We start from the raw sequence: 14,659 nt of genomic DNA on the forward strand, positions 1-14,659 counted from the left end.
TATTAAAAATGGCACAGCTGTCGACACCAGCATTGAAGTGGAAGAGCATGCTTCTTATATCGTCGACCTTGCTACCGCGATCGCGTTTAATACCAAAGAACGCATGTTACTTATTGTTCAAAATAATGGTGCCATCAGTAACTTTGATCCAACGGCAATGGTTGAAATTCCGTGTATCGTCGATAGTACGGGAGCAAAACCACTACAAATTGGAGCTATCCCCGAATTCCAAAAAGGTATGATGAACCAACAAGTCTCGGTCGAAAAACTCGCCGTACAGGCCCATGTCGAAGGTTCGTATCAAAAACTATGGCAAGCGCTAACCCTGTCAGCCACCATCCCCAGTGCTGCGGTTGCCAAAGCGATTCTCGACGATTTAATGGAGGCTAATAAAGATTACTGGACAGCTCTAAACTAACCCCCCATTTTTTCTGATTAAGCATCCCTTCTCTATTTGAGAAGGGGTTTGTTTTTTAATTTGTAAAGAAAAAATACAACCAGCCAAACGATACCATTCACATATTTAAAATAAAATAATTTAATACTACCAATTGTGTTTAATCATCGATCTTGATTATAAAAATAAAGACCCAATTTATTCCATTTTAAATAACCCACGTCCATCACAGCCAAAAATAATAATTTAATTTAAAGTTTACACTATTATTTTTATCAATAACCATTTAGGTCGAGTTTTAAAATAATCAAAATTCAACGATTTTATTTAAAAACAAATATACCCAAACAACTTGGAGTTGCAGGTAGGCGGCAAGTGAGTGAATCCCCATGAGCATAGACAGGCTATGTGATTGGGGTGAAAGAACGTAGCCAACACTCCTGCGGCTTCAAGTAGGAAGGGTATAACAACCTAATGGACAAAACGATGAGCCTAACATGCATAAAATAAAACTCGTGGCACTATCAGTGCTGTGCGCCCTGCCCGCCCATGGGCAAATCATTATCTCTGAAACAACCGAAGGTTCTGGGCTCAATAAAGCCATCGAACTGACCAATATTGGTTCAGAATCGATTAACCTCAGCACTTACAGCATCAAACTTGCTTCGAATGGAGCCAGTGACTGGACAAGTTCGCCTTTAGTACTGGAAGATCACAATCTATCACCCAGACATACCTACGTCATTGCTCATCCTGATGCCGACGCCGCACTCGTCAGCAAGGCAAACCTGACAAATAATCAGGTCACCGCTTTTAATGGCGATGACATTATCGGATTGTTTAAAGAACAACAGCTGATTGATATTGTAGGTACTCTCGGCATTCGTGAAAACTTTAACCAAGACACGTCATTACAAAGAATCGATGTCACACCGAATACCACATTTAATCCTGCACAATGGCATAGTACGGGCGTGAATAATGATTGGCAGCATATTGGGATAGCCCCCGATTACGATGATGATTTTACGCCAAGCGAGCCACCAGTGCAGGCCATTCGCAAGACCATTATGGAACTACAAGGAGATGGCTGGGCCTCACCTTATACCGATCCCGCAAAAGGGCAATATCAATCAGAACAAACCTTCCAAGTGAGTGGCGTGATCACTCATATACAAGATAATGCCGACCTTGGGGAAGATTTGCCCCAAGGCTTTTTTATCCAAGATCCACAAGGGGACGACAACCCGAACACTTCAGATGGCCTCTTTATTCAAGGCCCAATTCAAGGCGGTGTGGTCGGTGACCTGATCGAAGTAACAGGAAAAGTAATTGAGCACTATGGCTCAACCCAGTTTATCCCTAGCGCAGAAAGCCGCATTCTTGATCACGGATACTCTATTCAGCCGACTGTCGTAACACGATTAAACTCAGATCGATATTATGCGCAAACGCTGGAACGGCATGAAGGCATGCTGGTACGCTTCACGGCAGAATCAGACATGCATGTTTCTCGAAGCTTTGCCTTCGACCCTGGCCCACAACGTTACAATATGGTTTTGGCTTATCAACAACCAAACGAGCACCCTCATCACCGTAACCAACCCGGTAGCCAAGCGGCAATCAAACAAGCCGATTGTAATCAGGATCAACAGTTAATTGTTGAAGCCACCCAAGCAGGCACCCCAGAAACCCCGATTGCTTGGTACCCTGATATAAGCCAATCGAGCGATGGACACTCTGACAATCACCTCACGATCGGTGATCAGGTAGCCAATTTGCAAGGCATCATTGGCTATTCCCACTCCGACTACCGCTTGTTCATCACTGAAGAGGCCACATCAGCATCATTTAATCCGGTCGCCAAACAAAATAGCCCAGGTTTGATCGAAGGCAATGTCAAAGTCGCCACCTTTAACACACAAGGGGTATTTACCTCTCGCGTTAATGGCCCGCGTAACCCGGCGATAGATAACGACAGCCCCAGTGGTTTTGTCACTGGTGGAGCCAATAATCAAGAGGAATTGGATTTACAAGTCACAAAAATTACCGCCGCGATTAAGCAGCTCAACCCAGATATCGTCGCCCTTTTACAAGTCGAAAATAACGGTTACAGCGCTCACTCAGCGATCGGCTATTTACTCAACCGCCTCAACCAAAACCAAGACCCACACCACACTTATCAAGTCGCTAAGTTAAGTGACACCTCAAGTGACTTTGTGGGAGAAAATGCTACTGCTAGCTTTATTCTCTACCGCCCTGCACTGTTTAAGTTCAAGCAGCTTGAGTTATTGGCCATGCCCGGAGATGATGATTTGGCGATCGCTATGAACGATACCTTACTCGCGACATTTGACCTCAACGCCAAAGACCAACCGACCACGTTCACGCTCGCAGTTGCTGATTTAGTGGATAGAAATCAACACTGTTCTCAACCCACAGAAACACAAGGTGGCTGCTCAACACTACGTGAGCAAGCGAGTGAAAAAATTGCCCAAGCACTCGAGCAACACTCCGGACATAAAATCCTGTTAGGCAGTTTCCACGCTTATCCGAAAGAAGATGCGATTACCAGGCTCACTGGGCTCAATGACATGGCAAGCGCACCGTCTAGCGCTCATTACCTTGATAGCACGACCATTCGCGATACGTCTAATCCACACTATTCGGTTGAAAACCATGCGGCATCCGGTCGAGTGGATTACATCTTCATCTCGCCATCACTGACCTCACAATTTATCGACTCCGCACCTTGGGCCATCAACGCCAATGAATCTGAGCTTTGGGACTACCAACACAAAACCGCCAATACCAGTTGGCACCGATCCTCTCGCCATGATCCGGTTCTATTAAATCTGAATTTTGAATTAGATGAACGCCAAAGTCCGGAAGATAACTCATCCGAGAATCCGTCTGCGGAAACCGAGCAGAGCAGTGGTGGTAGCCTTGGCTTAATAAGCCTGCTGTTATTCGCTTTAATGACCATCCGCCGTACTCGTGGCACACAAGCCTAATTGGATAGATAGAGATCAATGAACATGAAAAAACTCGCATACGTTGCCTTACTTATCAGTTGCCATGCAACGGCTAACTATATCCAAGCGGATCACCCCCATGTGATTACCCCGTTTTTCTCAACCTGCATCACCGATAGCGGAACCGTAACTCCGCCCCCTGTTCCCTCTGACGTTTACAACCCGAACGGTTATTATGATGCAGCACTCGACCAAACCGGCCAAACATTGAAACAGGCATTAAATGGCATCATTTCTCAAGGCCATATTAAACTGAGCTATACCAACAATAGCCCTGATGCCATGGATGTATGGAAAGCATTAATGATTACAGATGAGGACCCTTATCAATCAGATCATGTCATTTTACTGTATACCGGACGCTCGCAGCTAAAAACTGAGCGCTCAGGCCAAGGCTCCCTCGGACAAGACAATTGGAACCGAGAACATCTATGGCCAAAATCTCATGGCGGCTTTAATAACAGCTCCGCGTATGCTTACACCGATATCCACCACCTTCGCCCTAGTGATGAGTCGATCAACAGTGAACGCGGTAGTTTAGAATTTAATGAGGGCGGAGTGCCCACTAAAGAGTCTCCAGAAGCTGGCAACAAAAAAGATCCACAACGAGGCACGTTTGAACCCCGTGATGCTGTAAAAGGAGATATCGCGCGAAGCATGTTTTATATGGCCACGCGTTATGAAGGCAAAGACCCTATCACGCCAGATCTAGAAATCAACGTTGGCAATAATTCACCCACTTCTCACCTTGGTGATTTATGTATCTTGCTTAAATGGCATAAGCAAGATCCGGTGGATGATTTTGAAAAACAACGCCACGAGAAAATTTATTCCATACAAAACAACCGCAATCCTTTTATTGATAACCCATTCTGGGTTGAAGAAATTTTTTCTAGCCCTGAATGCCCTTAAGTGCGTTTGTCGTTCTCCTTTCATCCCCGCGCAAGCGGGGACCCTCGCCACCACCCTTTCCCTAGCTCCTGAATAATCTTTGCGTTATGATTGCAAAGCTAACAACATCAGAGGCTTAAACATGAATATCCTAGTCACCGGAGGCATGGGCTACATCGGTAGCCACACCTGCATTCAACTTCTTCAAGCCGGTATCACACCGATTATTCTCGACAACCTATACAACAGCAAAAAATTGGTGCTTGACCGCATTACCCAAGTTACTGGTATTACCCCTAAATTTTATCAAGGCGATATCCGCGACAGCGCACTGCTCGAACAAATTTTTACCGAACATACTATCGATAGCGTGATCCATTTTGCCGGTCTCAAAGCTGTGGGAGAATCGGTCGAAAAACCACTGATGTATTACGAAAATAACGTTGCAGGTACCTTAAGCTTAGTCCGTAGCATGGCAAAAGCAGGGGTTAAAAGTTTAATTTTCAGCTCTTCTGCCACCGTTTATGGTGATCCCGCCAGCGTCCCGATCCGCGAAAACTTCCCCACATCGGCAACCAACCCTTATGGACGCAGTAAATTGATGGTGGAAGAATGTTTAACCGATTTTCAACACGCCAATCCAGACTGGAGTATCACGCTACTGCGTTACTTTAACCCGGTTGGCGCACATGAATCTGGCTTACTCGGTGAAGACCCACAAGGCACGCCGAATAACCTCCTTCCCTTTGTCGCCCAAGTTGCTGTAGGCCGACGCGAACAAGTCGGTGTTTTTGGCAATGACTACCCAACACCGGATGGCACCGGTGTCCGCGATTACATTCACGTGGTCGATTTGGCTGATGGCCATTTAGCCGCGCTGAATAAAGTAAGCCAACGTGCTGGAGTGCATATTTTTAACCTCGGCACCGGAAGTGGCCATAGTGTGCTTGATATGATTGCCGCCTTTAGCAAAACCGTCGGCAAACCGATTGCTTATCAAATTCAAGCACGCCGCGCAGGTGATATCGCAGAATGCTGGGCAGACCCAAGCTATGCAGAACAAACGTTAGGTTGGAAAGCAACGCGCAGCTTAGCAACCATGGTCGAAGACACCTGGCGCTGGCAGTCAAAAAACCCGAATGGGTATGAAGGCGAGTAAGGTTAATGGTTAATGATTAATGATTAATGATTAATGATACTAACGCATTTGCTCTTATTCCCCTCCCTCGGAGGGGTGCCCGCAGGGCGGGGTGGTTTCTGAAGCTAATGAAATACGATTAACTTTTCAGGTACTGGTTTTGAAGACCTGCGCTACTTTTCCTAGAATCTACTCTTGTCTAGAATCTGAGTTTAAGACCACCCCGTCAGGCTCTGCCTGCCACCCCTCCAAAGGAGGGGAATTTAAAAAAACATGCTCGCCTTTACTCCCCTGCGGAGGGAATTTAAAAAAACGTGCTAGTGAGAACTAACGCAACAAATAACACATTCGCTCTTATTCCCCTCCTCCGGAGGGGTGCCCGCAGGGCGGGGTGGTTGCTGAAGCTAATAGAAATTAATCAGAATAACCACAAGCCAAAGTCACAACTGAGCCATCAGAACCAAGGTTTAGAGCCATTAACATAAATGTTTTCAAAATCTTCATCTGATTTAGTGAGATAAATAATAAACTCAACAAACGCAATGATACCAATGATCATTGACGGAATACCCAGCAGAATAAAACCAAAAATAAACCCTAGCAGCATAATCCAGCCTTGCTTTTTATAGCCAAGGTAAAATTTATGCACGCCGAACGCACCAAAGAAAAAGGCCAATAAAGCTGCAGCGATTTTTTTTGAAGAGCCAGAGGAGACAGAAAGTGGGTAAACAGAAATAGATTGATCCCCCTCGACAGAAAAGTCGACCGCTGCCCCAACCTTAGGAAACTGGCTACCTTTCCATTCAGACATCGCTAATTGATAACGCTGTCCATCTTCACCCGAAATCAGCCCTAAACGCTGCGATTCATTAAAGTCGATGATAGTGCCTTTCATTTACGTGATACCTCAAATAAGAATAAAGATGCGTATTTTTACCAATTAAACCAAATATGTCTATAAAATCAGTGCGCTTTGTTGAATTTAGATGATTATGTTTGTAGCTCGAATACCACGTCCTCAAAAGTCTACCGCATTAACATGGCCGAACATAAAAACAAAAACTACAAAATCAACAAGATAGAATAACGTTAAAAGCCCCCCGTGAAAAAATCGCAACAGCAAATCATGATCAGCAAGGAAATCGAAATGAGCAAAACGCATTGGTTTGGTTGATAAACCCAATGCAAGAAAATTACACGAGGGAGCGATTCCTCTTGTCGGCGGTATCTCTATCACATTGATAATATTTTAGGCTTTGGTGATATTTATCTAGGCTGGATAGGAAGCGTTATTACCATTATGGCAGTGATTGGAGCCATTATGATCCGTCGCTTACGACGCAAGGAGTCACCATTTAAACCACGGAAACCATACCGCTAAGGCTAAGTGATGACGACACCATTAAACCCAGCCACTTCTAAAGCATCAGTAAAAGCTTGCTTTGTCGCAACCTCACCATGAATCAAATGGATTTCTTGTGGCGGCTCCGCAATTCCTTTAATAAAGGCGAGTAATTCAGATTGATCCGCGTGGGCGGAATAGCCCGACATCACATGAATACTGGCTTTCACTTCGATCTCTTCTCCATCAATACAAATCGATTTTTCACCCTGGGTAATGGTTCGACCTAAGGTTCCCTCCGCTTGAAAGCCAGCAAAAATCACATCGGTACGCTCATCTCCCAGCAAGGCTTTTAAATATTCAACAATTCGCCCGCCTTGGCACATTCCTGATGCGGCCACCACAATCGCGGGTGCACCGGTTGAGGCGAGACGATTGACTAGCGCCTGATGAGTACCATAATCACTGATTTGTATGCACTGATCGAAAGCCAGCGGATGACGATGCATCTCTAAACGCAGCTTGGCCTCTTCTCCCCATAGAGTTTTAAAGCGGCGATAGGATTGGGTGACTTGTTGAGCCATGGGTGAATCAAGAATAATCGGCAGATCGGCATCAATTTTGTGCTCAAAAATCAAGCGTTCAATATCAAACAGTAATTCTTGGGTACGGCCAACACTAAAGGCGGGAATTAAAATGGTGCCGCCATTTTCTAATGAGCGCTGGATGATTTCGCGTAACTTCTCAGCGCGACCAGCCACATCATCATGATTACGGTTGCCGTAAGTGGTTTCAATGATCAGATAATCGGCTCGCTGCGGCGATTGTGGATCAGGCAATAATGGCGTATTACTCGGCCCTAAATCGCCTGAAAACACCACCACTTCACCGTTAGCTAAACGCAGCTCGACATAAGCGGAACCAAGAATATGCCCGGCTGGTTGAAAGCGAAGTTGCAGTGAAGCCTGAGCCTGACGATGAGCTGAAATGGTGGCCCATTCGCCATAGCAACATGGTTGTAAACGCTGTTTTATGATGTCTAATATTTGCTGAATTTGCTGGCGATTTAGGCCTAATTGCAATTTAAGTCCATCTTCTAACATTAACGGGATCAGTTCTGCACTGGCTGGCGTACAATAAATTGGCCCGGTAAAGCCTGCGGCAAGCAACCACGGCAGGCGACCGATATGATCAATATGCGCATGCGTCACAATCAGCGCATCAATATGCTCCACTGAAAAATCCAACGCAATATCCGCCGCATCTTTACCCTGAAACAGCCCACAATCGATCAGTACCGCTACACCATCGACGCGCAACTCATGACAAGAGCCAGTGACCGTATCTTTACCGCCATGATGAAGTATTTGCATATCCTTTGCCTTATTCTGAAAATGAATACGCAAACACTAGCATAATGAATGTAAAACAAGATGGGGAGAAAAAGAAAATTCGAGCCAGTTGGCAGGAAATCCACCCTACTTTGTGCAACTTATAAGTCGCCAAGACCACCCCGTCAGGCTCTGCCTGCCCCCCCTCCAAGGGAGGGGAATTTAAAAAACGTGCTCGTGAGAACTAACGCAACAAATAACGCATTCGCTCTTATTCCCCTCTTCCGAAAGGCGGATAGCAATGATACTGGTAGGTGAAGAAGATCTAGAATAACTAAGTGGGAATGACAGGAGGTTTAATTCCCCTCCCTCGGAGGGGTGCCCGTAGGGCGGGGTGGTTGCTGAGGTTAATGGTTAATGATACTAACGCATTCGCTCTAATTCCCCCCCAAGGGAGGGGAATTTTGTGCAGTACCAAATGTTGAAGTGAGCGCCTAAATTCTAACTTTCTACATATACACGCTCAGTTTAAGCCGTCTGGGTCGTTTTTAACTCCACGATATTAGACTGAGCCTGCTCTTTTTTTTGTTTTGCATTCCACACTAAATCACCGATACCATCCGTAGGTTCAAAACCCGTTGGTGCATCTAGTAAAATTTTACGAATCGCTTCGTGATCAAATTCATGACAAGCCTTATCTAAACTGTCTAAAATTGCAGCAAACTCATTTAATGGTAAAAAGCGTTCATTAGCCGTCATGATTCGCTCATGCTCTGTTCCTTGAACATTATCGCCAATCAATAACTCCTCATAGAGCTTTTCTCCTGGGCGTAGACCAGTAAACTTGATTTCAATATCTCCACCAGGATTCTCTACTGATTTCACTTCTAAGCCAGATAACCGAATTAAATTTTTAGCTAAATCAACAATTTTAACTGGCTCGCCCATATCCAAAACAAACACATCGCCACCTTTCCCCATAGCGCCAGCCTGAATCACTAACTGAGCCGCCTCAGGAATCGTCATGAAGTAACGGATAATCTCTGGATGAGTGACCGTGATGGGCTTACCTTCTGCAATTTGGCGCTTAAATAGAGGAATAACCGAACCGGAGGAACCGAGAACATTACCAAATCGCACCATACAAAAACGAGTACCTTTCGATTTCTGATTTTCTTTTTCAGCTAAAGCTTGTAATGCCAACTCAGCCATACGCTTTGTCGTTCCCATCACATTCGTTGGACGAACCGCTTTATCAGTAGATATTAAGACAAAAGACTCAACACCTGATTCAATTGCCGCTTTAGCACAATAATAAGTCCCAAACACATTATTACGCACCCCTTCAACCACATTGTACTCAACCAGAGGAACATGTTTGTAAGCGGCTGCATGGTAAACCGTTTGAACGCCAAACGCTTTCATGGTGGCACACAATCGATTAATACGTTGTACAGACCCCAGTAAAGGAATGACCTCAACCTGCAATTGCTCAGCTTCAACCCACTGGCTAAGCTCTTTATCAATTTGATACAAAGCAAATTCAGTCAGTTCAAACAAAATAAGAGACTTGGGATTTTGCATCACAATTTGACGACATAACTCAGAGCCAATTGAGCCTCCCGCCCCCGTCACCATGACTACTTTTCCCTGAATATTCGACTTCATTAAACAAGTGTCTGGAGCAACAGGATCGCGACCAAGTAAATCTTCTATTGCGACATCTTTTAATTCATCAACCGTCGCGTGTCCCTCAACAATATCGGTAAAATCCGGTACCGTGAGTACTTCGACAGGTAAATGAAGCAATTCATCGATGATTAGCTTTCTTTCAGAACGACTGGTTCTTGGCATAGCTAATAAAATCTTATCAATGTGATACTTTTCAACCAGCTCTCGTACTAAAAAAGCAGGGTAAACGGTTACGCCTTGAATAATAGTTTTTGCGAGTGAAGGATCATTATCTAAAAAAGCTTTAATTTGATATTGTGGGGAGCTACGCAAAGCTATTGCTAACTGGCGTCCTGTACTGCCAGCACCATAAATAAGCACTTGCTCTCGCACTTTTTTGCATTGTGACTGAACAATCAAAGAACGCACTAGCATTCTCGCCCCACCACAAAACAACACTAAAAATGTTAGATAAATTAACGGAACCGTTCTTGGAATGGAGGCGTTCAAATAGTAGGCAAATGTGGTCAAGACAACAGCAGAAATAGCCGCTCCTGCGGCGATGACCATCAAAGCATGAAAGGTTAAATAACGTAGTACGGCACGATAAAGCCCTAAGCGAGCAAAGACAACTAAGGTAATCACCACCGTTCCGAGTAAAGCGCCGATTTCGCTAGCGGAGGAAGGAAGAACAACCTCCCCCAACCGAACCCATAACGCAGCAAAAAAAGAAAAAATAATTAAAATTGTATCGATTGCCAAACTAATTACGCGCTTGTAACCCCTTGGCAATGACCAAATATAAGCCAACCTATCCATAAATCGCATTCACTTCAATATTATGATTTGTTTACCGCATCACCGGCACCACTACCTGTTACTGTCATGATTATATACTTAAAATAGTTTTTTATCGTGAGTGTATCAATCATTTCACGATCGGTTTGTGCCAGTAGCGCTGGGGTGGACATATCGATATTTTGTACTTGTGCTAAGCCAGTAATGCCAGGGAGTACATCATATACTCCTAACGCATCACGCTCTTTAATTAACTCTTGTTGGTTAAAGAGATTGGGGCGCGGGCCCACTAAGCTCATTTCACCTTTCAGTACGTTAATCAACTGTGGCAGTTCATCAATCTTGGTTTTGCGCAAAAACGCACCAAACTTAGTGATGGAACTGGTACTGGCTAAATGTGAAGCCACTGACTGAGTATCGACTGACATGGTACGAAATTTCACCAGTTTAAATGGTTTTTTGTTTCGCCCAACACGTTCTTGGACAAAAATTGGTGAACCAGTATCGAACAACCCAATAATGGTTACGACCAGTAATACTGGCCATAAAAAAAGCAAGCCGAAGAAGGCTGCTAAGAAATCTAATAGACGAATCATGATATTATTTATCCGAGTCTTTTAATGTAGCCATGGCTTGTTCCATGGTGAATGGAGAAGTCCAACCCAAAACTTGTTGGATATTTGAAGAATCCACTTCTAAATTGCCAAATAACTGTTCAATCATTGCTGATTTACCGGTTACTTTACCAACTAAACGCATTAGACCAACAGGGATTGGTAGTTGAACCACTCTCTTACCTAATCCTTTAGCCATGGCATTGGTAAATTCTTTAATAGAAACCGTTTCACCATCGGAAGCTAAAAAAGTATGTCCTGCTGCATCTGGATGAGTAGCACATGTTACCAGTAAATCCGCTAGGTTTTGTACTGCAATAAAATCACGACGATTATTCGCAAGCCCAAAAGGTAAAACAGGCAGCTTTCTTACTAGCTTAGTCAGCATACCAAAGTTACCCGGCGCATTAGGGCCATAAACTAATGTAGGCCTAACAATAACCACCTCTAGCCCAGTTTCCTCGGCAATTTGTTTCAAACCTAATTCGGCTTCATATTTAGAACGGGCATAATCATTGTGAGGAGCTGGGGCAAACTTAATAGAAAATGGATCTGACTGAGTAGATATACCATTTACACCAATAGAACTTACAAACACAAAGCGACGAACACCAGCCTCAGCAGCTTGACGAGCTAGGTTTAAAGTTCCTTCTGTATTAACGGCTCGAAACTGCGCTAAAGAATCAACTGTAGCATGACTTGCTACATGAGCACGTGCTGCACAATGTATAACAATGTTAGTATTATTAAGCACGAGCCTATAATCAGTTGAAGCGTTAATATCACCAACCTCAAACAATAACCCATCATCTTTATTTACAGCATGACGCACAGCAGACTTAACAATGTAATCCGACTTCAATGTCAGTGACTTTACTAGATTAGTACCAACAAATCCTGTTGAGCCTGTCAGTAAAATTGACTTAGGCATTTTCCTATCTCCAGTACACATAAGTATTTTTCAAATTAACCGTTTTAAATACTTTGAACATATCTTAAGGCCAGCTCTACGATTTGTTTAGCACGGTTCATTTCTGATGATTCTGCATAACAGCGTAATTCAGGCGCATTGCCAGAGGGTCTAAGATGAACAATTTCATAGTTGCTTAGGTGAATACGCAGACCGTCGGTTTCATCAACAGTGTCAACACTGGATGCTTCTACACCAGTGGCTTCCAAAAAGCATTGCATCTGCTGACTATCCTCTTTTAGCTGTTTAATTAACCTCTGACTAAATTCGGTCGGAACCTGTTGAATACGATCACTGTAAGTATAACGAGCAGGCAAACCGTCTACCAACTGGCTGATTGGTAAACCGTCTTGAGCGGACTGACAAAGCACAGCCAAAATAGGTAGTACTGCATCACGGGTAGGCAAGGCATTTAGCATGCCTAGCCCACACGGCATGTCATTACCCACTAAAAAACCGCCATTGGCTTCGTAACCTACAACTTTAGGACTACCGGTTGTCGTTGTAGCTTGTAGCGCTAACGCTTGCATCGCTTCTATAACATAAGGGGAACCAATTCGCGTACGCTTGGTAAACATATTGGGATTAGCCAGCTCCAAGGCGGTATTGGCATTCACTGGCGTAGCGACGTGGGTGGCTTGTAAGAAACGCGCCACCAAAATACCCACGACATCACCACGCAACCAAAGACCATTTTCATCGCTGATTAAAGGACGATCTGCATCGCCATCGGTGGATACAATGGCATCTAAAGCCCACTCTTTCGACCAAGCAAAGGCTTTTTGCTGATCAACTTCTGAAACGGCTTCAGTATCAATCGGCACAAACGTATCTGTTCGATCCAGACTAATTACCTCAGCCCCCAGTTGTCTTAATATAGATGTAATAAGGTCACGGCCAACACCAGAATGTTCATATAAACCGATGCGCTTGCCCTTTAAGGCAGTCGATAAAAACAAATCCGTATAACGTTTTTGATATAAAAAGCTGGCGGCTAAATCGACTGGCGGCAACGCAGCCAAACAAAAATCGCTACTGCGTTCACTTACTGGCGCATTTTGGATGCTAAGCTCGTCCGCTTTGGTAATTTCACCGGTCGTGGTGTAAAACTTAAAGCCGTTACGGTCAAACGGAATATGGCTACCCGTAATCATGATGCTTGGCATGGCGTTTTGCATGGCAAAATACGCCAATGCTGGGGTGGGTAAGGCCCCGCAAAAAACAACGTCTATGTTTAAGTCTTGAGCGGCTTTTAACATAGCGCAAGCAATATCTGGGCTACTGGGGCGCAAGTCGATAGCGACCGCCACCTGCGTGGCGTTTGAACATATTTGTTGCAAGAAAGCTTGGGCATAGGCGTAACACAATTTAGGTGTCAGGTTTTCCACTAACGCTCTTACACCACTGGTTCCAAAAGCCACGTCTTGCTCTATGCTAAGTTCTTTCAGGGTTGTCATAACCAATGCTCTCTATTAACCTATTATTTATGTATTTATGTATTGTTCTAAAATCATACTCGCAATGATTTAGCGACCATAACGATCGCTAAAACGTACAATGTCATCTTCCCCTAAGTAACTTCCAGATTGCACTTCAATCAACTCTAATGGAATTTTACCTGGGTTTTCTAACGCATGAACCACACCAACAGGAATGTAGGTGGATTCATTCTCGGTTAATAGTATTTCACGCTCGCCATTTTGAACTTTGGCTGTACCAGATACGACCACCCAGTGTTCGGCGCGATGGTGGTGCATTTGCACACTTAACTTCTCACCCGGTTTTACCATGATACGTTTCACCTGATGACGATCACCAAGATCAACCGTTTGATAAGTACCCCAAGCGCGATGCACTGTAGTGTGATGCATGTGTTCTTGGCGACCTTCGGCTTTGATACGACTGACGATTTTTTTCACATCTTGTGACTGATCTTTGTCCATAATCAATACCGCATCGGCGGTTTCGATCACTACTAGATTATTCACGCCAACAGTCGCCACCAAACGAGATTCAGCACGAACCAAGGAATTTGTCGTCGACTCTGCCATCACATCACCAACCAGCACATTGTGGTTACTGTCTTTTTCGCTGTAATCGTACAATGCATCCCACGCACCAATGTCGCTCCAATCGCCATTATAAGGCACCACTTTGGCATTTTGTGTTGGTTCCATAATCGCATAGTCAATGGATTCACTTGGGCATGCGGTAAACGCCTCGGTACCAATACGAATAAAATCCAAGTCTTCCGTACGGCTACCATAAGCGGATTCTAGCGCCGCATACATAGCGGGACGGTGTTGCTTAAGTTCAGCAAGGTATTGGCTAGCTTGAAACAGAAACATACCGCTGTTCCAAAGGTAGTCACCACTTTCTAAATAAGACTGCGCGGTGACTAGGTCTGGCTTTTCAACGAATTTTTCTACACAAGCATCTTGTCCTGCTTTTATGTAGCCGTAGCCAGTTTCA

The 14,659-nt window shown here is 44.4% G+C and carries 11 protein-coding genes; 4 read left to right on the forward strand and 7 right to left on the reverse strand.

What is annotated here, in order from left to right:
* The 4 genes from B7C60_RS17940 to galE form a co-directional block, all read left to right on the forward strand.
* Window positions 1–418, forward strand: a 418-nt coding sequence (locus B7C60_RS17940) for a family 4 glycosyl hydrolase (RefSeq protein ID WP_483887748.1), incomplete at its 5' end; no start/stop codon positions are given.
* A gap of 476 nt (window positions 419–894) precedes the next feature.
* Window positions 895–3,411, forward strand: a complete 2,517-nt coding sequence (locus tag B7C60_RS05415) for an ExeM/NucH family extracellular endonuclease (protein ID WP_099610778.1) — start codon at window positions 895–897, stop codon at window positions 3,409–3,411.
* 24 nt (window positions 3,412–3,435) lie between these two features.
* The gene (locus B7C60_RS05420) at window positions 3,436–4,344 is read left to right on the forward strand and encodes an endonuclease I family protein (RefSeq protein WP_099610857.1); all 909 of its coding nucleotides are present in this window, start codon (window positions 3,436–3,438) and stop codon (window positions 4,342–4,344) included.
* A gap of 121 nt (window positions 4,345–4,465) precedes the next feature.
* Window positions 4,466–5,482, forward strand: coding sequence for a UDP-glucose 4-epimerase GalE (galE, locus tag B7C60_RS05425; RefSeq protein WP_099610779.1), 1,017 nt, complete (start codon window positions 4,466–4,468; stop codon window positions 5,480–5,482).
* Between the two features lie 433 nt (window positions 5,483–5,915).
* Here galE and B7C60_RS05430 read toward each other — a convergent pair whose 3' ends face one another.
* The 7 genes from B7C60_RS05430 to B7C60_RS05470 all read right to left on the reverse strand — a co-directional run.
* On the reverse strand, window positions 5,916–6,356 hold the full coding sequence (locus tag B7C60_RS05430) for a TM2 domain-containing protein (protein ID WP_099610780.1): 441 nt from the start codon (window positions 6,354–6,356) through the stop codon (window positions 5,916–5,918).
* Between the two features lie 488 nt (window positions 6,357–6,844).
* Window positions 6,845–8,176: an MBL fold metallo-hydrolase gene (locus B7C60_RS05440; protein ID WP_099610781.1), complete on the reverse strand. Its 1,332-nt coding sequence runs from the start codon at window positions 8,174–8,176 to the stop codon at window positions 6,845–6,847.
* 486 nt (window positions 8,177–8,662) lie between these two features.
* The gene (locus tag B7C60_RS05450) at window positions 8,663–10,624 is read right to left on the reverse strand and encodes a nucleoside-diphosphate sugar epimerase/dehydratase (RefSeq protein WP_099610783.1); all 1,962 of its coding nucleotides are present in this window, start codon (window positions 10,622–10,624) and stop codon (window positions 8,663–8,665) included.
* A gap of 20 nt (window positions 10,625–10,644) precedes the next feature.
* Entirely contained in the window at window positions 10,645–11,199 is a 555-nt protein-coding gene (locus B7C60_RS05455; RefSeq protein ID WP_099610784.1) for a sugar transferase, read from the reverse strand.
* 4 nt (window positions 11,200–11,203) lie between these two features.
* Window positions 11,204–12,148 (reverse strand): UDP-glucose 4-epimerase family protein, encoded by a 945-nt coding sequence (locus B7C60_RS05460; RefSeq protein WP_099610785.1) that lies wholly within the window; start codon window positions 12,146–12,148, stop codon window positions 11,204–11,206.
* Between the two features lie 44 nt (window positions 12,149–12,192).
* The gene (locus B7C60_RS05465) at window positions 12,193–13,644 is read right to left on the reverse strand and encodes a phosphomannomutase (protein ID WP_099610786.1); all 1,452 of its coding nucleotides are present in this window, start codon (window positions 13,642–13,644) and stop codon (window positions 12,193–12,195) included.
* Window positions 13,645–13,713: 69 nt separating this feature from the next.
* Window positions 13,714–14,659, reverse strand: a 946-nt coding sequence (locus tag B7C60_RS05470; protein ID WP_245868606.1) for a mannose-1-phosphate guanylyltransferase/mannose-6-phosphate isomerase, incomplete at its 5' end; no start/stop codon positions are given.

The sequence above is a fragment of the Vibrio fujianensis genome (assembly GCF_002749895.1).
GTDB classification, from domain to species: Bacteria; Pseudomonadota; Gammaproteobacteria; order Enterobacterales; family Vibrionaceae; genus Vibrio; species Vibrio fujianensis.